The sequence below is a fragment of the Phaeobacter cretensis genome (genome assembly GCF_047372505.1).
Classification (GTDB): domain Bacteria; phylum Pseudomonadota; class Alphaproteobacteria; order Rhodobacterales; family Rhodobacteraceae; genus Phaeobacter; species Phaeobacter cretensis.
Genome location: NZ_JBKBEU010000001.1, coordinates 706,634 through 730,339, shown reverse-complemented (window position 1 = coordinate 730,339; position 23,706 = coordinate 706,634). Strand labels below are relative to the sequence as shown.

Here is a 23,706-nt window from a genome sequence, read left to right as displayed (position 1 = left end):
CGATGACCAAACAACGAATCGTGGTTATTGGCGCAGGCATGGCATCGGGCCGGGTGCTGGAACACCTGACGGATGCCGCGCCCGACACCTTTGAGATCACGCTGTTCAACGCCGAACCACGTGGGAACTACAACCGTATCATGTTGTCTCCGGTTCTGGCAGGCGACCAGACTTACGAAGACATCGTGACCCATGATGACGCCTGGTATGCCGAGCGCGGTATCACCTGCCGCTTCGGCGAAAAGGTCATGAAAATTGATCGAGACGCCAAAACGGTCGAGGGTGAAAACGGCAAGGTGTCCTATGACAAGCTGATTTTAGGCACCGGCTCGAACCCGTTCATGATCCCGCTGCCCGGCCACGATCTGGACGGCGTCATCGCCTACCGCGATCAGGAAGACACCGAACGCATGATGGGCCTTGAGGCAGGGCAGAGATGCGTCGTCATCGGCGGCGGGCTGCTCGGTCTTGAGGCCGCCGCAGGTATGGCCGCGCGCGGGGTCGAGGTGACAGTGGTGCACATCATGGGCCACCTGATGGAACGCCAACTTGATGAGGCGGCGGGCTATCTGCTGCGGAAATCGCTAGAGGCCAAGGGCATCACGATCAAGTTGCAGGCGAACTCCAAGGAGATCACTGGCCAAGACGGCCGTGTAAAGGCCCTGATGCTGGATGACGGCACTGAATTGCCCTGTGATTTGCTGGTCATGGCCGTGGGTATCCGCCCCTCGGTTACGCTCGCCCAAGAGGCAGGCCTGGCTGTGGGCAAGGGCATTCATGTGGATGACCAGCTGCGCACTTCGGACGAGAATGTCTACGCCGTAGGCGAATGTGTGGAACATGACGGCGCGATCTTCGGGCTTGTCGCCCCGCTCTATGATCAGGCGAAGGTGCTGGCCAAGACGCTCATAGGCGAAGAGGCGGCGTTCGTGCAAAAGACGCTGTCCACCAAGTTGAAAGTCACAGGCTGTGATCTGTTCAGCGCGGGCGATTTTACTGATGGGGAGGGGCGCGAAGACATCGTGTTTCGCGACCCGGCCCGGGGTGTCTACAAACGGCTGGTCATCGAAGGCGATAAACTGGTCGGGGCCGTCATGTATGGCGATACAGCCGACGGCAATTGGTTCTTTGGGCTGATCAAAGACGAAACGCCCATCGAAGAGATGCGCGAGACGCTGATCTTTGGCCCGGCCTATCAGGGGGGCGACACCGCGGACCCTCTCTCAGCCGTTGCAGCATTGCCGCTTGAGGCGGAGATTTGCGGCTGCAACGGCATTTCCAAAGGCACGATCATGGACGCCATCGCAGGTGGCGCGACGGACCTGGCCGCGATTAAGGCCACGACCAAGGCCAGCGCCTCTTGCGGGACATGCACCGGGCTGGTCGAGCAGGTGTTGCGCGTTTCGCTGGGAGACGATTTTGTGATCCCCACGGCACAGCCGATCTGCGGCTGTTGCGACCTGACCCACGAAGACGTCCGGCGGTTGATCAAGTCGCAGGAATTGAAAAGCCAGGAGGCCGTATGGCAGGAACTGGGCTGGAAAACCCGCAACGGTTGCCATGTCTGTCGCCCTGCGATCAACTTCTACCTGTTGGCCGACTGGCCGCTGGAATATCAGGATGATCCGCAGTCGCGGTTCGTGAACGAACGCAAACACGCCAACATCCAGAAAGACGGCACCTTTTCCGTCGTGCCGCGCATGTGGGGCGGCATCACCAACCCCGCGGAACTGCGTGCAATTGCGGATGCGGCGGACAAATACAACGTGCCGACCGTCAAGGTAACAGGCGGCCAGCGGATTGACCTGCTGGGTGTGAAGGGTGAAAACCTCCCCGCGATCTGGGCTGATCTGAACAAGGCCGGGCTGGTCTCGGGCCACGCCTATTCCAAAGGCCTGCGCACGGTCAAAACCTGTGTCGGCACGGACCATTGCCGGTTCGGCACGCAAGACAGCACCGGGCTGGGGATCAAGCTGGAACAGGCACTGTGGGGGTCATGGACGCCCCATAAGGTCAAGTTGGGCGTGTCCGGCTGCCCGCGCAATTGCGCGGAGGCCACCTGTAAGGATGTGGGCATCATCTGCGTCGACAGCGGCTATCAGGTGGGGGTCGCAGGTGCGGCGGGCATGGACGTGAAAGAAACGGAACGGCTCGGCGATGTGGCCACCGAACAAGAGGCCATTGACGTCACCGTGGCCTTCGTTCAGCTGTATCGTGAGAACGCCAAATACCTCGACCGGCCCTACAAATGGGTCGCCAAGGTGGGGCTCGATTGGGTGCAAGACCGCATCGCCGATCTGTACGAACGCGCGCGCCTGATCGCCGCGTTTGAGCTGAGCCAGACGATCTACCGCAAAGACCCGTGGGCCGAACATGCAGCGACGAAGGCGCAGACCTACCAGCCGCTTGCTGACCTGACACTGGAGGCTGCGGAATGAGCTGGATCGACATCGGACATATCAACGACATCCCCCTGCGGGGGGCACGCAAGATCAAAACGGCGCTTGGCTGCATCGCGCTGTTCCGAACAGGGGACGCCGAGGTGTTCGCCGCCTCTGACACCTGCCCGCACAAAGGTGGGCCACTGTCAGAAGGCATCGTGCATGGCCAGTCCATCACGTGCCCGCTGCACAACTGGGTGTTTGATCTCAACACGGGCCAAGCACAGGGCGAGGACGGGCAGATCGCAACCTATCCGGTGCGTATCGAGGGCGACCGCGTCCTGATCGACTGCACCAAGCTCAGCCGGGCGAGTGCGGCCTGATGGACGGAACAAGCATGCCGGACACCAAATCGACTTGCCCGTATTGCGGTGTGGGCTGCGGTGTTCTGCTGCGCCCCGACCGGCAAGGCGGGCTGGCGGTGCGGGGCGATCCAAGTCACCCTGCCAATCAGGGACGGCTATGTTCGAAGGGGTCCGCCCTCGGGCAAACTGTAGGGCTGGATCAGCGGCTGCTGGTGCCTATGGTGAACGGGGTGCAAACCGGTTGGGACAGTGCGCTAGCCCATGTCGCTGACACCTTTACCAAAACCATCGCAGACCACGGCCCTGACAGTGTCGCCTTTTACGTATCCGGCCAATTGCTGACCGAGGATTATTACGTCGCCAACAAGTTGATGAAGGGCTTCATAGGCTCCGCCAATATCGACACCAATTCGCGGCTATGCATGGCGTCGTCTGTGGCCGGGCACAAGCGCGCATTCGGCACCGATACGGTGCCGGGCACCTACGAAGATATCGACGAAGCCGATCTTGTCGTCCTGACCGGATCGAACCTCGCGTGGTGCCACCCGGTTTTGCACCAAAGGCTACTGGCGGCTCAGAAAAAGCGCGGCACCAAGGTTGTCGTGATCGACCCGCGCCGCACTGCCAGCTGCGAAGGTGCCGATCTGCACCTGCCGTTGGCGCCGGGCAGTGATGTGGCGCTGTTCAACGGGTTGCTTGCCCGCGTTTCAGAACAGGGTGCGGTTGACCACGGCTTTGCGGATCATCTGAATGGCCTCGACGCGGCCATCGCCTCCGCCAAAGCGGATGACCCTGCCATCACAGGCCTATCAACCGACCTTCTCAACAGCTTCTATGACCTCTGGATCGACACCCCAAAGGTCGTCACGGTCTATTCGCAGGGCGTGAACCAATCCACCTCCGGCACCGACAAGGTTAACGCGATTCTGAATTGCCACCTTGCCACGGGCCGGATTGGCACGCTCGGCTGCGGTCCGTTCTCGGTCACCGGTCAACCCAATGCCATGGGCGGGCGCGAGGTGGGCGGGCTGGCCAACATGCTGGCTTGCCATCTCGATCTCGAAAACGCCGATCACCGGGCGGCCGTGGGTGAGTTCTGGCAAACCTCCCGCTTGCCCGCCACGGCGGGGCTGAAGGCCGTCGAAATGTTCAAAGCGGTGGAAAGCGGTCAGATCAAGGCGCTTTGGATCATCCATACGAATCCGGCCGTGTCCATGCCCGATGCCGCACGCGTACGGGCGGCGATTGCGAAATGCCCCCTGACGGTCGTCAGCGACATTACCGCCCGGACAGACACCGCCCGTTTGGCCGATGTCCTGTTGCCTGCGATAGCCTGGGCTGAGAAGGACGGCACTGTCACCAATTCCGATCGCACGATCAGCCGCCAACGCGCTGTGCTACCAGCTGCGGGTTCGGCCCGCCCCGACTGGGATATTCTGGCCGAGGTCGGGCGCCGCATGGGGTTTGCTGCTGCCTTTGATTTCGCCCATCCCGCCGAGATTTTCCGGGAATACGCCTCGTTGTCAGATATTTCGGGTCGGTTTGGCCTGGATTTCGACATTTCCGGCCTCGCCGCTTTGTCCGACACCGGCTACGGCGCGCTCGACCCGATCCGTTGGCCTGTTACAACACAACGCCGAGGCGGACGGTTCTTTGCAGACGGCGCTTTCTATCATCCAGATGGCAAGGCGCGGATGATCCCGGTTGCCGCAAAGGCCCCCGCATCACAGCCGTCAAAAGACACGCCGTTTGTTCTCAACACCGGCCGGTTGCGCGACCAATGGCACACGATGACACGCACCGCCTTGTCGCCGCGACTGACGGGGCATTTTCCTGAACCCTTCCTAGATATCCATCCCGTTGACGCCCAAGAAAGTAACATCGCCACTGCAGATTTGGTTGAGGTCCGCAACAGCCATGGCCGCGCGATCCTGCGCGCGCGGATCACCGAGGACGTCCAGCCGGGGCAGCTGTTTGCACCGATCCACTGGACGGGGGAAACCGCACCGTCTGCCCGCATTGACGATCTTGTTGCGCCCAAGACAGACCCGTTTTCAGGCCAACCTGAAAGCAAGGCCAGCGTGGTGTCTCCGCAGCGGTTTGCAGCGTCTTGGTATGGGTTCGCCGTAAGTCATCGTCCCATGGCTCTGACGGCGGACTACTGGGCTACCGCGCGCACGACCACCGGGTACCGCGCGGAGATCGCCGGTCTGACCCCCATCGTAGACTGGGAGGCCGAGGCCCGCAGGATGTTCGGTGTGACAGACGCGACCGCGTCGTCGCTCATTGATGTGAAACGAGGGACCGCACGCGTCGTTCTGTGGCAGGGCGATGCTCTTGTCGGTGCCCTGTTCGTGTCGCGGACCCCCGTCGCTGTGATGCGCGACTACCTTGTAACGTTGCCGGGCGGTGCGGCTGAAAACCCTCTCGCCGGGCGCGTGCCTGCTTCGCGACCCAACCCAGGTCCCGTGCTGTGCTCGTGCTTTGGAACCGGCCTCAACACGATCATCGACGCGATCGAAACGCAGGGCTTAGTCACCGTCGATCAGATCGGAGAGGCCCTTGGCGCGGGCACAAATTGCCGGTCGTGCAGGCCCGAACTGGCACAATTGCTGTCGCGGGTGAAAGTGACGGAGGCCGCAGAATGAGCCTGTCCGAGTATGTCCGCATATTGGGCCGCGGCCCCGGCCGGGCCCGCAGCCTGACTCAAGACGAGGCGTTCGCCGCCATGAGCCTGATGTTGCGCGACGATGCAGTCGCCGAAGCCGTGGGCGCGATCTTGATGCTGTTGAGGATGAAAGGCGAAACGGCGCAAGAGATTGCGGGCTTTGCCGCTGCCGCTCAGGCAGCTTTGCCCGCCATGCCGCAGGCTGATCTGGATTGGCCCAGCTATGCCGCAGGCCGCACGCGGGGTGCACCTTGGTTTTTGAAGGCCGCGCAGACACTCGCGAATGACGGGCAGCGGGTGCTTTTGCATGGCTGGAATGGCGCGGATCCGAAAGTGCGGGCGGGGCTGAACGATCTGGGCATAGGGATTGCGCACTCCGCAGCTGATGCCCCGCGGCTGCTGGACCGTGACGGGATCGCCTATATGCCGCTCGAAGACCTCCACCCCGCCTTGTTCCGACTGTTGCGCCTGCGAGATGTTCTGGGCCTGCGGTCTTGCGTTAACACGGTCTGCCGCATGTTGAACCCATCCTACGCATCGGCCAGCGTCCAAGGTGTGTTTCACCCGTCTTACCGGCTGCTGCAGGCCGATGCGGCTGCGCTGCTGGGGTGGGCAAACCTGACGATCATCAAAGGCGGTGGCGGCGAATTTGAATGCCACCCGTCCAAGGACATCGAGGCCTTTGGTTTGCGCGCGAGGCGACCTTGGCAGGCGGTTTTGCCTGCATCCATGACCGACACGCGCCGCCTGAGCGAGCCATCAGGGGCCGAACTTAGCCCAAGGTGGGCCAGCCAGTCCGCCGACGCTTTCGAAGTTGCCATTATCGAAACCACAACACACGCCGCACGCGGCACCGTTGCTGGCGCGGACCCTATCGCCCGCAACGCCGCTTACGAGGAGACGCCCCCATGAAAGCCTTTCCGATGTTTATCCGCACAACAGGGCGCAAAGTCGTCGTAGTCGGAGGCGGCGAGCAAGCCGCACAAAAGGCGCGGTTGCTTCTCAAATCAGATGCGCAAATCGTGATAATTGCGGCGGCACTGGAGGATGAATTGGCTGGGCTGGTGCAAGAAGGGCCTGCGTCCCATGTCACCGAACTGACCGCACAGACGCTCATGGACGCGGCCATGGTGTTCATCGGCACCGGCTGCCCCGGCTTTGACGCGGCAGCACACGGGCTGGCAAAGGCTGCGGGCTGCATGGTGAATGTCGTCGACCAGCCGGAACTGTGCGACATGACCACGCCCGCCATCGTTGACCGCGATCCGATCGTCGTTGCAATCGGAAGCGCGGGAACCTCTCCGGTTCTGACGCGAGACATCAAGACCAAACTGGAAGAGATGCTGCCGCTCAACCTCGGAGGGTTGGCGGCACTCGCGGGACGCCTGCGCCCAAGCGTGTCCCGCAAAGTCCCACGCGAGAAACGTCGCGCCTTCTGGGCGTGGGTTTTCAAAGGGGAGGCCCGAGGTCAGTGGACCCGCGGTGCGGAACGCGATGCCGCTCGCGCCATCAAAGCGGCGATCACTGCAGGGGGGGCGCCGGAAGAAAACCAGCGCGGGCATATCTCTCTGGTTGGGGCGGGCCCGGGCGCACGCGACCTTCTGACCTTGCGCGCTGTTGAGCGACTGCAAGAAGCAGACGTGGTCTTCTATGACCGGTTGGTCGATCCGGACGTGCTTGAGCTTGCACGCCGCGACGCGGAACGGGTTTTTGTCGGCAAACAAGTTGGCGCACATGCCTGGCCGCAAGACAGGATCAACGCGATGATCGTGGCAGAGGCCGCTAGGGGACGCAAAGTCGTGCGTCTGAAATCCGGCGACCCGGGCGTCTTTGGGCGCGCCACCGAAGAACTGCGGGCTGCACAAGACGTCAGGATCTCCATCGACATTGTTCCCGGCGTCACGGCAGCGTCCGCCGCAGGGGCCGCCCTGGGCCGCAGTCTGACCGAACGTGGCGCGACAGATACATTGGTCATTGCCACGGGCACCGGCTGTGTGGACGACCCGTTCCCGGAAAGCGCGCGCCTGTCGGGGCCGGGGACAACTACGGCTTTCTATATGTCCGTGAGGCAAGCAGGCAGAATTGCCCGGTCCCTGATGGATCAGGGCCTGCCGGGGCACAGCCCGGTTGATCTATGTGCCAATATCTCGAAAAAGAACGAACAGCTGATCCACACAACCGTTCGCGACCTATCCAGCGCGGTGGAACGCCACGGGATCAAAAGCGAAGCTATTATTCTGGTCAGTTGGCCCAAGCACCTGACCGCCGCCGCAGAGAATGTCCCAAGCGCGACACATGACTTGCTCGCCCACAAGATGGCAAACTGACATGGGTCATGACTGCGGCCGCCCGCCGATGCCGACATGCGTGGCGGGCCACTGCATCACAAACAGATAGTCAATGTCGGGCGAGGACCGGAGCAGCGAAAGGACAGCTTCGGTTCTACCCACATCCCGACCAACGAATGACCGGATCGACGACGCACACTGCGCCGCAACAAAGGTAGTTCTGCATCTGCAAGCAAATGCTGCGTCAGCAATAGCGGCATGTGCATAAGGCCGGTTCGTCCCGCGTCAGGACCGTTCGACCCTGAATTGAGGCTGCTCTTGCGGCGAAGGGCGGCTTTTCCCCGTGCTCATGCAGCACAGGTTCGCCACCCGGCTGTCAGATCCCGCGACTTTGCAAAGGGTGCTTTCTGCGCAAAGTGGACGCACGGGACAGCTCAAACTGCAACTGTTGCGAAAGCTTGCATTGTCTTGGAGATTGTCGCGGAGCGGACTATTTTGGGATCCAAACAGTGGCTGCAACGTTTATGATGAGAACACCGCCCCTTGCAATGCTGGTGTTTTGACATTCGTGGTTGTCTTATGCCTTGCATTTTAGCACTCATCTGGCGTATTTCCACCCGATCCTACTCGTCGCAGGGAGTGGTGAAATGGCCCTTTGCGGGTCGGTTTGCTACGGTATGCCCTAGAAGCTGAAGTATTCCTATCGGGCATACCGTTAGTGGCGAGCAGGTGAAAGACGCTAGGGTCGTGGCAAAGATCCAACCAGAGAGATTATTTAATTTATTGATTTGTTTGGTTTTTTAGGTTTCGAGGGTTGCTGCCTCAGACGTGTGTGATTTGTTGCCGGATTGCGGGCCACGTAAAACAATCCCGCTAAAGAGGTCAGGATGTGAAGGACCCCCTTTCGCTTGGCCGAACGGGGGTTTTTTAATGCGCACTGCGCGCAAGGAGACAGAAGATGAGCGAGACCTGGAACAAGCGTACCAAACTGGTTCATGGCGGCACCCGACGGAGCCAATACAATGAAGTCAGCGAGGCGATCTACCTCACGCAGGGTTTTGTCTATGAAAGTGCGGAGCAGGCTGAGGCGCGGTTTATTGAGACAGGCCCGGATGAGTTCATTTATGCCCGCTATGGCAACCCGACCGTCGCCATGTTTGAGGACCGTATCGCCGCCCTAGAAGGGGCCGAAGATGCCTTTGCCACCGCTTCCGGTATGGCGGCGGTAAATGGTGCGCTCGTTTCCATGCTGAAGGCGGGCGATCATGTGGTATCTGCCAAAGCGCTGTTTGGGTCCTGCCTTTATATTCTGGAGAATATCTTGACCCGATATGGGGTTGAGGTGACATTCGTGGATGGCACCGACCTTGACCAGTGGCGCGCAGCGCTGCGTCCTGAGACCAAGGCAGTGTTTTTTGAGAGCATGTCCAATCCGACGCTGGAAGTGATCGACATCGCTGCCGTAGCTGAGCTTGCACATCGTGTTGGCGCCACCGTGATCGTCGACAATGTGTTCTCGACGCCGGTGTTCTCTAACGCCATCGAGCAGGGCGCGGATGTAGTGATCTACTCAGCCACCAAGCATATCGACGGCCAAGGTCGGGTATTGGGCGGTGTCATTCTGGGCACGCGCGATTTTATCCGCGGCACGGTTGAGCCCTATATGAAACACACTGGCGGCTCGCTAAGCCCGTTTAATGCCTGGACCCTGCTGAAAGGGTTAGAGACGATTTCCTTGCGGGTGAATGCGCAAGCGGAGACTGCACTTGCAATGGCTAGGGCGCTCAGCGGCCATTCAGCTCTGTCTCGCCTGATGTATCCCGGTCTGGAAGATCACGCACAACACGCGTTGGTGCAACGCCAGTTGGGTGGAAAAGGCGGTACTGTGTTGTCGCTGGATCTTAAGGGTGGCAAAGAGGCCGCTTTCCGGTTCCTAAACGCACTGAGGATCCCGGTGATCTCCAACAATCTCGGGGATGCAAAATCTATCGTGACTCATCCGGCAACGACCACTCATCAGCGGTTGTCAGAAGATTTGAAGGTCGAGCTGGGCATCACACCGGGATTGGTCCGTGTTTCCGTGGGGCTTGAAGACGCATCCGATCTGATCGCGGATCTGACGCAGGCACTGGCCGCGGCAGAGGCCTGAGAAAGCTAAGGGGCGGGGTCGAAGGCCCTTTTGCCCCGATCCTTTTCAGGATTTTGCATGATCCTCTGCCAATCGCCGCAATTGCGCAAAAGACGACGCTTTTGAATGATCCGTTTTGCGATCTGCTGCGTAACAGACTAAAACCCAATCTGCTGTCTGATGACCGGGCAGCATCATCGGAGGTCTCTGTTTCATGAACTCTCACTCGCGTAGTTTGACCAAGGCGCCTGATCGAGCAGATGCAGAGGATGCGCTCGACCTTTTGCGCCAATGGGCCAGCACGGCAACTGAGACTGAAATTGCCCAGTTAAACCCGGCGGTTGCCCGGCTTCTGCCGGATGCACCAATGGGTAATTATCCTGATTTATCACGGCAATACCCCGACGAGTTTGAGGCAGACAGCGGCTATCGTGCCACCTTGCCTGATCTGCAAAATGGTCCATCCAGTTTGATCCGTGGCGCGCATGAGCAGATCCAGCACGTTGGGATCTCCAATTTTCGGCTGCCGATTCGCTTTCATACTCGCGACAACGGTGATCTGACACTGGAAACCAGTGTCACCGGCACTGTCAGTCTGGAGGCGGATAAGAAGGGCATCAATATGTCCCGGATCATGCGCTCGTTCTACAAACATGCCGAACGAACCTTCAGCTTTGAGGTGATGGAAGCGGCGTTGGATGACTATCTTACCGATTTGGAAAGCCTGGATGCACGTTTGCAAATGCGGTTTTCCTTTCCGGTGAAGATTGAAAGCCTACGCTCTGGCCTGTCGGGTTATCAATACTATGATATCGCACTTGAAATTGTGGATCATGATGGGGAACGGACCAAGATTGTTCACATTGACTACGTCTATTCGTCGACCTGCCCCTGTTCGCTGGAACTGAGCGAACATGCCCGCAGCGCACGCGGGCAACTTGCGACGCCGCATTCGCAGCGTTCCGTGGCCCGAATTTCACTGGTGCAAGAGCCGGGTGCAGCGCTGCTGTGGTTCGAAGATGTGATCGACCATTGCCGCCGTGCGGTGCCGACCGAAACGCAAGTGATGGTAAAGCGCGAAGACGAACAGGCCTTCGCTGAGTTGAATGCCGCCAATCCAATCTTCGTTGAGGATGCGGCACGGCTGTTCTGCGAGGCGCTGCAATCTGACCCCCGAGTAGGTGATTTTCGCGTCGTGGCCAGCCATCAGGAGAGCCTGCACAGCCATGACGCGATCAGCGTTTTGACGCGGGGGCCGACATTCGCGGCACGCAGCATCGATCCCAAGATGTTTACGACGCTGATCCATCAGGGATGATGTCGTACTGGTATCAACCTGCCAAAAATCCGAACATATTGAAAACCGCTTGCCCATCTGGGCGGCGGTTTTTGTAATTTTATCGAACATCTCTGCGACGCGGCAAATTTTATGCTGCGACGCCGCAAGAATCGGGTAACATGCAGCCTGAAGGGGTGCGTCTATCCGTGCCCTGTCCGAGAGGCGGAGGGAGGCTCGTGCCGCTGTCGGTGACGTGGTCTTGTACTATGGTCTGCGGTTTGTGGGCGACTGACTGATGTCTCTTGTCATCTGTGCCAGCCGGGTATTCCTGATGTCTGGCCAGTCATATCGCGCGTGTCGCGGCGGGGCGACCCGACAAACAGGAGAGTTGAATGATCCCTCTACTAGACTTCACTGATCTTCCCCGGACGCCTGCGGAACTTGCAGGTAAGCTTGTTGGGCGCCAGATGCGGTTCTGGCGCGGGGCAATGACCCTGATGGCGGCTATGCCTGCCACACAGATGACACTTGCCGGACAGGCGCTTGCTGCGGGGTTAAATCAGTCTGGCGTCAAGACGACCACTGCAAGCAGATCACAGACTAGTGCTGCCGCGCCGACTACACCGGCTAAACCTAAACCCGCAGCTACGAAGGTAAAACCGGCCCCTCGTCGTAAGGGCACGCGCAAACCGGCCCGGCCTGCTCAGGTTTCGTCGCCAGCGAAACCGAGAGCCACCAAGACTGCTACGGCAACGGCCTCTGGCTTTGCAAGCAAACGTGCGACCGCTAACACAGAGGAAGCCGTTGCCAAACCATCGGAACCCGCGACCGCTAAGGCGAAATCGGTCGTGGCTGCGCCGACTAAGCCGACTCGGAAAACCACGCGTGCTCCGTCTACGCCGAAAGTGATGCCCAACAAACCAACGACTAGAGCCAAGACCGCGGCAGCGACATCTCCGGCCAAGGCTGCCTCACCAGCCAAAGCAGCATCACCAGTAAGTAGGAAGCAGGCGGGTACGACCAGCACACAGGCCCAATTGGTGGGGCCAGGAGGTGGCGCTACAGCGGCGAAGACTTCTGCAAGCCAGGTAAAAACCGCTACAGGCCCGATAGAAAACAAGGTGGAGCCGATAGCACAGAAGCCGGCAAAAGCATAACGGCTAGGCCTCAAGCACGCGCCCTCTCTTGACACTACGCCCGGTGGAGGCCAACGCTGCGCAAATGTTGGATCTGCGTCCGGTTGGATATGTCATTGGCCTCTTGGTGGCCATCCTTGGGGCGACCATGGTGTTTCCTCTGGCCGTCGATCTCTACGACGGGCAGGGGGAGTGGCCGGTTTTTCTCGAAAGCGCGGTGATCACGATCCTTGGTGGTGGCTTGATCGCTCTCTCCTGTGCCAATGGTGTGCGTGAGGGGCTGACCATTCAGCAGACCTTTTTGTTGACCACGCTGGTCTGGGTGGCGTTGCCATTGTTCGGGGCTATTCCGCTGATGCTGGGGGCAACCGAACTGCGCTTTGTCGATGCGTTCTTTGAGGCGATGTCGGGGCTGACCACCACCGGGTCTACTGTGATTAGTGGTCTTGATAACCTGCCACGTGGTCTGTTGCTGTGGCGTGGTATCCTGCAATGGCTGGGTGGCATCGGCATCATTGTGGTCGCCATGGTATTTCTACCTGAGCTACGTGTTGGTGGCATGCAGATTTTTCGCTCTGAAGCCTTTGACACCATGGGGAAAATTCTGCCACGCGCGCAAGCCATCGCGAAGCAGATATCGCTGATCTACGTAGGGCTGACCTTCGCGTGTATGGTGGTCTACATGCTCCTGGGGATGTCCCCTTTTGATGCGTTGGTCCATGCACTGACGACCTGTTCTACCGGTGGTTTCTCAAACTATGATGCGTCGTTCGGGGCGTATTCTGGCGCGCCGGAGTACGCCGCATCGGTGTTCATGATCCTCGCGGCTCTGCCGTTTGTTCGCTATGTACAGATGATTAATGGGCAGTCTAAACCACTGTTTCGCGACAGCCAAATCCGTGCATTTCTGGCGACTATTCTGATCCTTGTGACTGTCACGGCCTGTGTACTGGTCTATGTGTTTCCGCATCATCCTGAGCAGGCGGTGCGCGAGGCGTTGTTCAACATTACGTCGATCATCTCCGGCACTGGATATGCCAGCGTGGATTACATGAAATGGGGCAGCTTTCTGGTCATGCTGTTCTTCTTTATCGGATTGATTGGCGGGTGTGCTGGGTCTACTGCCTGCTCGGTCAAAATTTTCCGCTATCAGCTGCTGTTTGCCTCGATCCGGGTGCAGATCCAGAGGATCCATTCACCGCATGGCGTTTTTGTGCCGCGCTATCAGGGGCGTACAGTGGACACCGAGGTGCTCAGCTCTGTCATATCCTTTTTTATGTTCTTTGTGGTCACACTGGGAATTGTCGCCTGGGCGCTGGCGCTGACGGGTTTGGATTTTGTCACTGCCGTATCGGGGGCCGCGGCGGCTGTAGCAAATATCGGTCCTGGTCTTGGGGATCGGATCGGACCTGCGGGTAATTTTTCGACCCTGAACGACGGTGCCAAGTGGATCCTGTGCGCGGCGATGTTGATTGGGCGGTTGGAGCTGATGGCCGTCTACGCTATTCTGACTATCCGGTTTTGGCGTAACTAGACAGAACGACCACAACGCGGGACATTTGCGCATCAATACTGCGTGCAGCCCCAATGTTTAGATGTGTATCGCTACAATCCGCAGTCTTGCCCTCGTGGGGCCGCTCGCATAAGAGGCGGGGAGTTGAAACCCGCAAGCGCACGGAGACCTCTGCCCAATGCCCGTTCTTGTGATGAAATTCGGTGGCACATCTGTCGCCAATCTGGACCGTATCCGCCGCGCGGCTAAACGTGTTGGTGTCGAAGTGGCCAAGGGGTACGACGTGATCGTCATCGTTTCTGCGATGTCGGGCAAGACCAATGAGCTGGTGGGCTGGGTCAATGAGACATCGCCGCTGTTCGACGCACGCGAGTATGATGCCGTCGTTTCTTCGGGAGAGAATGTGACTGCCGGTCTGATGGCGTTGACGCTTCAGGAAATGGATATTCCGGCGCGTAGCTGGCAGGGGTGGCAGGTACCGCTGAAAACTACCAGTGCCCACAGCCAGGCCCGGATTGAAGAGATCCCGCCCGAGAATATCAATGCTAAATTTGGCGAAGGCATGCGGGTTGCAGTGGTCGCAGGCTTTCAGGGTATCAGCCCGGAAGGTCGGATCACTACGTTGGGCCGTGGAGGCTCAGACACTACGGCTGTTGCCTTTGCCGCAGCATTTGAGGCCGAACGCTGCGATATCTATACAGATGTAGATGGGGTTTACACCACTGACCCGCGCATCTGCGACAAGGCACGTAAGCTCGACAAGATCGCTTTTGAAGAGATGCTGGAACTGGCCTCACTTGGGGCCAAGGTTTTGCAGACCCGCTCAGTTGAGCTGGCGATGCGCTACAAGGTGAAACTGCGCGTGCTGTCCAGTTTCGAGGAACAATCGGACGAGGCCGGAACACTGGTCTGCGACGAGGAGGAAATCATGGAATCCAATGTTGTGGCCGGTGTGGCCTATTCCCGTGACGAAGCCAAGCTGACCGTCCAGTCGGTTGCCGATCGTCCCGGTATCGCTGCGTATATCTTCACCGCGCTGAGTGACGCTGGTGTGAATGTCGATATGATCGTGCAGGATATCTCGGATGAAGGCCGTACTGATATGACTTTCTCCTGCCCGACCGATCAGGTCGCGCGCGCTGAACAGGCGTTGCAGGCGGCGAAGGAAAAGGGCGAACTGAATTACGCCGAATTGCTTGCCGACCGCGAAGTCGCCAAGGTCTCTGTTGTTGGGATCGGTATGCGATCGCAATCTGGGGTTGCGGCGAAGATGTTTAAGGTGCTTTCGGACGAAGGCATCAACATCAAGGTTATTACAACATCAGAAATCAAGATTTCGGTGTTGATCGACCGGAAATACATGGAACTTGCTGTGCAAGCACTGCATGATGCTTTTGACTTGGACAAGGCTGCCTGATCTTAACCTGGCTGCCTGACACCGAAATCTGTGTGAACGGCCCCCATGGCAAAGACGACCGAATCCGAAAGTCGCAACCTATTGATGCGCTTACGCGAGGCGATGGCCGGCGATGATGCCGGTCAGGCCCGGCTGGATAAGATCACTCAACTGATCGCCGACAGCATGCGCAGCGAGGTGTGCTCGGTATATCTGTTCCGTGATGACGAAACTCTTGAGCTATGCGCGACGCAGGGTCTGAACGTCGAATCCGTGCACCAGACGCGGATGCGCATTGGCGAAGGTCTGGTGGGGCGCGTGGCGCGCTATGGCAAGGTGGTCAACACCCCTGACGCCCCCAGTGCCAAGGGATTTCGCTATATGCCAGAAACCGGCGAGGAGCGTTATGCGTCGTTCCTCGGTGTGCCAATCCAGCGATTGGGTGAAATGCTTGGCGTTTTGGTTGTGCAATCCAAGGAGGGGCGAGAGTTTTCCTCCGATGCGGTCTACGCGCTAGAAGTAGTGGCCATGGTCATCGCCGAGATGACAGAATTGGGTGCCTTTGTTGGTGAGGGCGCAGCCCTGTCGCCACTGCACCAACAGCCGGTTCTGTTGCGCGGTACAATAGCGCAAGAGGGTGCGGTTGAAGGCCATGTTTGGCTGCATGAGCCACGCGTTGTTGTAACCAACCCAATTGCTGATGATCCCCACCGTGAGCTTGACCGTCTACATGAAGCGGTAGAAGAGCTGCGCGTTGGCGTCGACAAGATGCTGGAAGTGACCCAGACGGGTGACAAGGAACAGCTGCAGGTGCTGGAAGCCTACCGGATGTTTGCCAATTCTAAAGGTTGGATGCGCCGGATGGAAGAGGACATTGGCCGTGGCCTCAGCGCGGAAGCCGCGGTTGAGAAAGAGCAATCCCAAGCCCGTGCGCGTATGGCGCAGGTGCAGGACGCCTATCTGCGCGAGCGGTTGAGCGATCTGGATGATCTGTCTAATCGTCTGTTGCGGATTTTGACCGGGCAGGGCAGTGAAACTGGCGCGGAGTTACCCGAGGATCCGGTTCTGATTGCGCGCAACATCGGGCCCGGTGAGTTGCTCGAATACGGTCGGAATTTGCGTGGTATCGTGCTGGAAGAAGGCTCGGTCGGGTCGCATGCGGCAATCATTGCCCGCGCGCTTGCCATTCCGCTGGTCGTCCATGCCAAGCGTATCACGACGGAGGCGCTGAACGGCGATCATATTATGGTCGACGGAGAGCAAGGCGTGGTGCATCTGCGCCCTGATGATACGGTTGTCGGCGCCTTTCGTGATAAGATCGCGATGCAAGCCAAAGCCCAGGAGCGCTATGCCTCGATCCGTGACAAGCAGGCGCTGACGCGGGATGGCCAGCGGGTTCACCTCCTGATGAACGCAGGTTTGATGGCTGATCTGCCATCGCTTGAAAATTCGGGGGCCGAAGGCGTCGGTTTATTTCGCACTGAGCTGCAATTTCTGGTTCGCAACCAGATGCCGAAACGCTCTGAGCTTGTGGCACTTTATCAGCGGGTTCTGGATGCGGCTGGTGGAAAGCGGGTGGTTTTTCGTACGCTTGATATCGGATCCGACAAGGTACTGCCGTATATGAAGCCAACGGATGAGCCTAACCCAGCTTTGGGTTGGCGGGCGATCCGCGTGGGCTTGGACAAGCCCGGCGTCATGCGGATGCAGTTGCAGGCATTGCTAAGGGCCGCCAATGGTCGCCCCCTGACTGTTATGTTCCCTTTTGTGGCGCAGTTCGAAGAGTTTCGCAGCGCGAAGGCGGAGGTTGCTAAGACGCTGGAACGTGAACGCCGTTTGGGCCATCCGTTGCCAGAGAAACTGGAAGTTGGGGCGATGCTTGAAACTCCGTCGCTCGCTTTTGCGCCACAGCAGTTCTTCGATGAGGTCGAGTTTCTTTCGATCGGTGGCAATGATCTAAAGCAGTTCTTTTTTGCCGCAGACCGCGAGAATGAACGGGTGCGCAAGCGCTATGATACGCTGAATGTTAGTTTCTTGAGCTTCATCGCTCAAATAGTTGAACGCTGTGAGAATTCCCAGACGCCCCTCAGCTTTTGCGGTGAAGATGCCGGCCGTCCGATTGAGGCAGTTTGCCTTGCCGCGATGGGGTTGCGATATTTGTCCATGCGCCCTGCGTCCGTTGGTCCGGTCAAGTCGCTGCTGATGCGGGTCGATCTGAACGAGATTCGCAAAATCATCACCGACGCGCGCCATAGAGGCGAACAAACCGTGCGCCCGGCAGTGATGCAATATCTCCGGGAACTCTGAAAAACCGTGCATTGTCCTGAGGGCCGTGTAGCTGATGCTATGCGGTCCTTCATCGTTGCGAAGCAGGTAAGTTGTGCACTTTATTGGTGTGAAGGGCGTGGGAGATGTTAGGTTTAGCCATAGGGTAGTGTGCAATGAGCTTGAATATTTTAGACTTTGCGCCTGAATTTATCTTTTAAGCTTTTGTTAATATCTTCTGGATTTGTACTATACCAACAAATTTGAAGATTTTACCGTAGTGCAACGACATCTTGCTACGGTTGAGAGTTCAGAATTCTTCCCCAGACTTATCCACAGACTTGGTTGAGTATCGGCGAGACTCCTAACTACTTGGATTAAATGTATAAAATGTTGTGATACTAGTGCCGCGCTTATGCGGAGCCGATGAGTTCTCTACATCAGCTATGATGCGTAATTATCTGAAAAAATATGAAATATGGCAGCAGATGCCGTTGATAGTCGCGCGGCAAGATTGACGACGCTGGAGAAACGAAACTGCCGTGCTGATGTTGCGAGCCTAAACTGGCGAACTGAACAGTCCGTTAAGGTAAAATAGGCTGTCCGCTGCAATTGCTTCATGTTTAAAATTTTAAGCTTGAAGTTTATTCGCATCCGCCTATCCTATCCCTAGCTCTGGTAGCACAATGGGAGAGGTTTTATGAAAATTGCCTGTTTGGGAGGCGGTCCGGCCGGCCTTTACTTTGCGATCTCTACCAAGCTGCGCCAGCCAGATGCTGAGATCACAGTCTTCGAACGAAACAAGCCTGATGATACCTTTGGCTGGGGTGTGGTTCTCTCTGATGATGCGTTGGAGAACCTGACTGCGAATGATCCTGTCAGCGCCGGACAGATCCGAGACAAATTCGCCTATTGGGATGATATCGCCGTTGTGCATGGTGGTGTGCGAACAGTTTCAGGTGGGCATGGGTTTGCGGGTATCGGGCGCAAGGCGATGCTGGTGATCTTGCAGGAACGGGCGCGGGAGCTGGGGATTGATCTGCAGTTTGAAACCAAGGTGGGATCCGCGGCGGCCTATCAGGCGGATTACGATCTTGTGGTGGCCTGCGACGGGTTGAATTCGCGGGTGCGCGGCGAGTTCGCCGAACATTTCAAACCAGACGTAGATGTCCGCCCTTGCAAGTTTATCTGGTTGGGTACCCGCCAGAAATTCGATGATGCCTTCACCTTTATTTTTGAGAAGACACGGCATGGCTGGGTATGGATCCACGCCTATCAATTTGATGTGGATACGGCGACCGTGATCGTAGAATGCTCTGCGGAAACCTGGGAAAACTGGGGTTTTGAGAGCATGAGTAAAGAAGAGATCCTGCGCACCTGCGAGGGGATCTTTGCTGAACATATTGATGGTCACTCGCTGATTTCCAATGCCGATCATTTGCGCGGCTCAGCGGTTTGGATCAATTTTCCACGTGTGCTCTGCGAGACTTGGTATCATCAGAATATTGTATTGTTGGGGGATGCCTCGGCAACGGCGCATTTTTCTATCGGGTCGGGTACACGGTTGGCCTTTGATAGCGCGATTGCCTTGGCAGAGTTCATCTCGACTGAGGAGGCGCTGGAGGACGCGTTTGTTCGCTACCAGGATGAACGGCGGTTGGATGTGCTGCGCTTGCAATCAGCGGCGCGCAATTCATTGGAGTGGTTCGAAGAGGTTGAACGCTACCTCGATATGGAACCAGTCCAGTTCAACTATTCTCTGCTAACGCGATCGCAACGAATTTCTCATGAGAACCTGCGATTGCGGGATGCAGCTTGGCTTGCTTCGGCTGAGAAATGGTTTCAGACTTCGGCGGGAGCAAGTGAGGCCGCGCCAGTACGCCCACCGATGTTCGCACCGTATCATTTGCGTGAAATGACATTGAAGAACCGGATCGTGGTATCGCCGATGGCCCAGTATAAGGCCAAGGATGGATGCCCTACGGATTGGCATTTGATCCACTACGGTGAACGTGCCAAGGGCGGGGCTGGATTGGTCTATACCGAAATGACGTGCGTCAGCGCAGAAGGGCGGATCACACCGGGTTGTCCGGGGCTATATACCGCCGAGCATGAGCAAGCATGGAGGCGGTTGACGAATTTTGTCCAGGTTGAGACTGACGCCAAGATTTGCTGCCAAATTGGTCACTCCGGGCGCAAGGGGTCGACCCAGTTAGGCTGGGAAGTCATGGACGCGCCGCTGCAGGAGGGGAACTGGCAGACGGTCTCGGCCTCCGCAATTCCGTGGTCAGACAACAATCCTGCCCCGCGTGCGATCACGCGAGAGGAAATGGGCAGTATTAAGGGTGAGTTCGTGGCCGCAACGCAGATGGCCGAACGTGCTGGGTTTGACATGGTCGAACTTCATGCGGCTCATGGCTATCTCATCTCCTCGTTCATTTCGCCCAAGTCCAATATTCGCGATGACGACTATGGCGGCAGTTTGGAAAACCGCCTGCGCTACCCGCTGGAAGTGTTTGAGGCAATGCGCGCGGTCTGGCCCGAGGAAAAGCCGATGTCGGTGCGAATTTCTGCAACTGATTGGTTGGCAGAGGATGGGGTAACGCCCGAAGATGCGGTAGAGATTGCGCGCGCCTTTACCGCTGCAGGAGCAGATATCATTGATGTCTCGGCCGGGCAAACCTCGATCGATGCCAAGCCGGTTTATGGCCGCATGTTCCAGACGCCGTTTTCGGATCGCATCCGCAATGATGCGGAGATCGCGACAATGGCAGTGGGCAATATCTATGAGGCAGACCACGCCAATTCTATCCTGATGGCAGGGCGGGCGGATCTGGTCTGCATTGGGCGGCCTCATCTGGCGGATCCCTATTGGACCTTGCATGAGGCGACGCGCATAGGCGATCGCCATGCGGATTGGCCGTTGCCCTATAAGGCTGGTCGGGATCAGGCTTGGCGATTGGCGGATCGCAATGCGGAAGTCATTCGGGCATGACTGGTGATGAGGTGACAGCTAATCTCATGGGGAAACATGTGGTTATCACAGGCGGTGGCTCGGGGGTTGGTGCCGCGCTGGCAAGGAGCTTTGCTGCGCGCGATGCCAGGTTAACATTGCTTGGTCGCAGGCTCGCACCGCTGGAGGAAATCGCAGCGGAGACTGGTGCGACAGCGTTGGCTTGTGACGTGACGGATGCCGATGCTGTGCAAGCGGCGCTGGAGCAGGCTCGGGCACAGAAAGGGTCGGTTGCAGTGGCAATTGCCAATGCTGGGGCCGCGCCATCGAAACCCTTTTCAAGAATGGACCTGTCAGATTTCGAATCAGCCTTGTCAGTTAATCTGTCGGGTGTGTTTAATCTTTGGCAGGCATCACTGCCGGACATGAAAACACTGGGTTGGGGGCGGATGATTGCCATCGCTTCAACCGCGGGATTGAAGGGGTATCCCTATGTGGCAGGGTATTGTGCAGCCAAACACGGAGTGATCGGATTAACCCGTGCGCTAGCGCAAGAACTGGGGCGCAGTGGCATTACGGTAAATGCACTCTGCCCGGGGTTCATTGATACGCCACTGTTGGAGCGATCGATCAAAACTATTGTCAGCTCTACGGGGATGAGCGAGGAAGACGCCGCAAACTCGCTGCTTGCGGGCAATCCCCAAGGTCGCTTAATCCAACCCGAAGAGGTGGCAGAGGCGGCGCTCTATCTGGCTGGTCCTGCGGCAGTATCCATCAACGGCAGTGCACTGCCTATCACCGGAGGTGAGATTTGATGCAATCCGACCGCTCAAAGGACCGGCTGCGGCTGTGGCTTAAAATTCTCAAAGCCACCCGTGCTGTTGAAAGCGAAATTCGCGAAAACCTGCGCCAGGAATTTACCACAACACTCCCGCGATTTGACGTGATGGCGGCGCTGAGCCAGCATCTTGATGGCCTGAAGATGAGCGAGTTGTCAGGCGTGCTGAAAGTGTCCAACGGCAATGTCACCGGGATCATCGAGCGGCTGGTGGATGATGGCCATGTGCAGCGCGAAAAGGTTCCCGGTGATCGGCGTGCCAGCCGCGTACGACTGACCGAGGAAGGGGGGTCGGAATTCACCCGTCAGGCCGCCGCACATGAAATCTGGATCGACCAGATGTTTGACACAGTTCCTGAAGCCGAAGTCCAGACCTTGTCTGATGCATTGGATCAGGTGGCAAGGCGACTTGAAAACGAAGGGCGTAATGGATGATCTCGATGGATACCAAACACTTCCTGTGCAGTGTCAGCGATGGCGTAGCGACCGTATCTCTGGACCGACCCGAGCGTAAGAACCCGCTGAGCTTTGAAAGCTATGCCGAACTCCGCGACTGGTTTCGCGATCTGCACTACGATGACGACGTAAAAGCAGTGGTTTTTGCCTCCAATGGCGGCAACTTCAGTTCGGGTGGCGATGTGCATGATATCATTGGCCCGTTGACGAAGATGTCGATGAAGGAACTGCTGGCCTTTACCCGCATGACTGGTGATCTGGTAAAGGCGATGGTGAATTGCGGCAAGCCGATCATCGCAGCGTTGGATGGCGTCTGTGTTGGTGCGGGTGCAATCATTGCCATGGCCTCAGATATTCGTCTTGCCACGCCTGAGACCAAGACAGCGTTTTTGTTTACCCGCGTCGGGCTTGCGGGCTGTGACATGGGGGCTTGTGCTATTCTGCCGCGCATCATCGGCCAGGGCCGCACGGCGGAACTGCTTTATACTGGGCGGTCGATGAGCGCAGAAGAAGGCCATGCCTGGGGCTTTCACAATCGCGTGGTGTCGGCGGAAGACTTAATGGGTGAAGCACGCAATTGGGCGGAGCGCATCGTGGCCGGACCGAATTTTGGTCACATGATAACCAAGACGATGCTGGCGCAGGAATGGTCCATGTCTATTGAACAGGCCATCGAGGCAGAGGCGCAGGCGCAGGCAATTTGTATGCAGACTGCGGATTTTAAGCGGGCTTATCAGGCATTTGTCAAAAAAGAGAAGCCTCTATTCGAGGGCGATTGAGTCGCAAATGGCAATTCTAAGATTAAGGCGGGATGCTTCCGGCGGGAATATTTGAAGAAAGCTAGAAGGGGTGGCCAGCCCTGAAAATAGGAGGATCGATATGGCGGATAGAACATTTCTCAGCTGGCCTTTCTTTGAGGATCGCCACCGTGCGTTGGCAGCTGAACTGGAGCGTTGGGCCAGAGATACGCTGAAGAAAATCGATCACAGTGATACAGATGCGACCTGCCGGAATTTGGTCGCGCAGTTGGGTGAGGCTGGTTGGACGCGACACTCTGGCGCCATGCAGGGTGAACATCTGGATGTGCGTACACTATGCCTGATCCGTGAAACATTGGCTCGTCATGATGGTCTTGCTGACTTTGCCTTTGCCATGCAGGGGCTAGGTACCGGGGCAATTTCTCTGTTTGGCAGCCCTGCACAACAAGCGGAATGGTTGCCTTTGACCCGTAGCGGGAAGGCAATTGCGGCCTTCGCTCTGACCGAGCCACAGTCGGGGTCTGACGTGGCTAATTCCACAATGACGGCGGTGCTGGATGGCGACAGCTATGTGTTGAACGGCGAAAAGACCTGGATCTCCAATGGTGGGATCGCGGACGTCTATACGCTGTTTGCCCGCACCGGTGAGGGGCCGGGTGCAAAAGGTCTATCCGCCTTTGTGGTGCCAGCCGACCTATCTGGTTTCGAGGTGGTTGAGAGGTTGGAGACGCTGGCGCCGCATCCGTTGGCAACGTTACGGTTTACAGATTGCCGCATCCCTCGCAGTGCGCTGCTGGGAGAGCCCGGAGCAGGTTTCAAGATTGCCATGTCGGTGTTGGATGTGTTCCGGTCTACCGTGGCGGCGGCGGCATTAGGGTTTGCGCGCCGGGCTTTGGACGAAGCGATGGTAAGGGTGACACAGCGCCACGTGCAAGGAGCGCCACTAGCAGATTTGCAGATGGTGCAGGGTCATGTCGCAGATATGGCGTTGGATGTGGATGCAAGCGCCCTTCTGGTTTATCGCGCCGCCTGGGCCAAGGATAATGGGGCCGCTCGGATTACCCGCGAGGCCGCGATGGCGAAGCTGTTTTCGACCGATCAGGCGCAAAAGGTGATTGACCGTGCGGTACAGTTGCACGGAGGCGATGGCGTGCGAAAAGGTCAGAAGGTAGAAGAACTGTACCGCGATATCAGGGCGTTGCGGATCTATGAGGGGGCATCGGACGTGCAGCGCATCGTCATTGCCCGCCAGACCATTTCTGCGTTTCAAAAGGAGAGCTGA

The 23,706-nt window shown here is 57.9% G+C and carries 17 protein-coding genes and 1 riboswitch; of the genes, 15 read left to right on the top strand and 2 right to left on the bottom strand.

Annotation, left to right across the window (positions count from 1 at the left end):
• The first annotated feature begins 2 nt into the window (after positions 1-2).
• From nirB to metZ, 6 genes are all read left to right on the top strand, one after another.
• Positions 3-2,438 carry a nitrite reductase large subunit NirB gene (gene nirB, locus ACEWZM_RS03555; RefSeq protein WP_414005137.1) on the top strand — a complete coding sequence of 812 codons (2,436 nt, stop codon included), beginning with the start codon at positions 3-5 and terminating at the stop codon, positions 2,436-2,438.
• On the top strand, positions 2,435-2,764 hold the full coding sequence (nirD, locus tag ACEWZM_RS03550; protein WP_414005136.1) for a nitrite reductase small subunit NirD: 330 nt from the start codon (positions 2,435-2,437) through the stop codon (positions 2,762-2,764). Before nirB ends, nirD begins: the two co-directional genes overlap by 4 nt.
• Positions 2,764-5,394 (top strand): molybdopterin-dependent oxidoreductase, encoded by a 2,631-nt coding sequence (locus ACEWZM_RS03545; protein WP_414005135.1) that lies wholly within the window; start codon positions 2,764-2,766, stop codon positions 5,392-5,394. Before nirD ends, ACEWZM_RS03545 begins: the two co-directional genes overlap by 1 nt.
• Positions 5,391-6,326 (top strand): glycosyl transferase family protein, encoded by a 936-nt coding sequence (locus ACEWZM_RS03540; RefSeq protein WP_414005134.1) that lies wholly within the window; start codon positions 5,391-5,393, stop codon positions 6,324-6,326. Before ACEWZM_RS03545 ends, ACEWZM_RS03540 begins: the two co-directional genes overlap by 4 nt.
• Entirely contained in the window at positions 6,323-7,741 is a 1,419-nt protein-coding gene (gene cysG, locus ACEWZM_RS03535; RefSeq protein WP_414005133.1) for a siroheme synthase CysG, read from the top strand. The genes ACEWZM_RS03540 and cysG overlap by 4 nt, the downstream gene beginning before the upstream one ends.
• Positions 7,742-8,520: 779 nt before the next feature.
• Positions 8,521-8,600: riboswitch (SAM riboswitch) on the top strand.
• Between the two features lie 60 nt (positions 8,601-8,660).
• Positions 8,661-9,851, top strand: a complete 1,191-nt coding sequence (gene metZ, locus ACEWZM_RS03530) for an O-succinylhomoserine sulfhydrylase (protein WP_414005132.1) — start codon at positions 8,661-8,663, stop codon at positions 9,849-9,851.
• Positions 9,852-9,896: 45 nt separating this feature from the next.
• Here the strand turns inward: metZ and ACEWZM_RS03525 are convergent, their stop codons facing one another.
• The gene (locus tag ACEWZM_RS03525; RefSeq protein ID WP_414005131.1) at positions 9,897-10,046 is read right to left on the bottom strand and encodes a hypothetical protein; all 150 of its coding nucleotides are present in this window, start codon (positions 10,044-10,046) and stop codon (positions 9,897-9,899) included.
• Between ACEWZM_RS03525 and folE2 the strand changes: the two genes are divergently transcribed.
• Entirely contained in the window at positions 10,045-11,148 is a 1,104-nt protein-coding gene (gene folE2 / locus ACEWZM_RS03520; RefSeq protein ID WP_414005130.1) for a GTP cyclohydrolase FolE2, read from the top strand. The two genes, ACEWZM_RS03525 and folE2, sit on opposite strands and share 2 nt — an antisense overlap.
• Positions 11,149-11,812: 664 nt before the next feature.
• On the opposite strand, the gene ACEWZM_RS03515 is transcribed toward folE2, so the two are convergent.
• Complete coding sequence (locus ACEWZM_RS03515) at positions 11,813-12,280, bottom strand: hypothetical protein (RefSeq protein WP_414005129.1); 468 nt, start codon at positions 12,278-12,280, stop codon at positions 11,813-11,815.
• Positions 12,281-12,330: 50 nt separating this feature from the next.
• Here ACEWZM_RS03515 and ACEWZM_RS03510 point away from each other — a divergent pair, with 50 nt between their 5' ends.
• The 8 genes from ACEWZM_RS03510 (at position 12,331) to ACEWZM_RS03475 (ending at position 23,706) form a co-directional block, all read left to right on the top strand.
• A complete protein-coding gene (locus ACEWZM_RS03510; RefSeq protein ID WP_414007943.1) occupies positions 12,331-13,779 on the top strand; it encodes a TrkH family potassium uptake protein in 1,449 nt (482 codons plus the stop codon).
• Positions 13,780-13,936: 157 nt separating this feature from the next.
• Positions 13,937-15,175 carry an aspartate kinase gene (locus ACEWZM_RS03505; protein WP_414005128.1) on the top strand — a complete coding sequence of 413 codons (1,239 nt, stop codon included), beginning with the start codon at positions 13,937-13,939 and terminating at the stop codon, positions 15,173-15,175.
• 45 nt (positions 15,176-15,220) lie between these two features.
• A complete protein-coding gene (ptsP, locus tag ACEWZM_RS03500) occupies positions 15,221-17,461 on the top strand; it encodes a phosphoenolpyruvate--protein phosphotransferase (RefSeq protein WP_414005127.1) in 2,241 nt (746 codons plus the stop codon).
• A 658-nt stretch (positions 17,462-18,119) separates the two neighbouring features.
• The gene (locus tag ACEWZM_RS03495; RefSeq protein WP_414005126.1) at positions 18,120-20,414 is read left to right on the top strand and encodes a bifunctional salicylyl-CoA 5-hydroxylase/oxidoreductase; all 2,295 of its coding nucleotides are present in this window, start codon (positions 18,120-18,122) and stop codon (positions 20,412-20,414) included.
• On the top strand, positions 20,411-21,187 hold the full coding sequence (locus ACEWZM_RS03490; RefSeq protein ID WP_414005125.1) for an SDR family NAD(P)-dependent oxidoreductase: 777 nt from the start codon (positions 20,411-20,413) through the stop codon (positions 21,185-21,187). Before ACEWZM_RS03495 ends, ACEWZM_RS03490 begins: the two co-directional genes overlap by 4 nt.
• The gene (locus ACEWZM_RS03485) at positions 21,187-21,645 is read left to right on the top strand and encodes a MarR family winged helix-turn-helix transcriptional regulator (RefSeq protein ID WP_414005124.1); all 459 of its coding nucleotides are present in this window, start codon (positions 21,187-21,189) and stop codon (positions 21,643-21,645) included. Before ACEWZM_RS03490 ends, ACEWZM_RS03485 begins: the two co-directional genes overlap by 1 nt.
• Positions 21,642-22,445, top strand: a complete 804-nt coding sequence (locus ACEWZM_RS03480; protein WP_414005123.1) for an enoyl-CoA hydratase family protein — start codon at positions 21,642-21,644, stop codon at positions 22,443-22,445. The genes ACEWZM_RS03485 and ACEWZM_RS03480 overlap by 4 nt, the downstream gene beginning before the upstream one ends.
• A 100-nt stretch (positions 22,446-22,545) precedes the next feature.
• Positions 22,546-23,706 carry an acyl-CoA dehydrogenase family protein gene (locus ACEWZM_RS03475; RefSeq protein WP_414005122.1) on the top strand — a complete coding sequence of 387 codons (1,161 nt, stop codon included), beginning with the start codon at positions 22,546-22,548 and terminating at the stop codon, positions 23,704-23,706.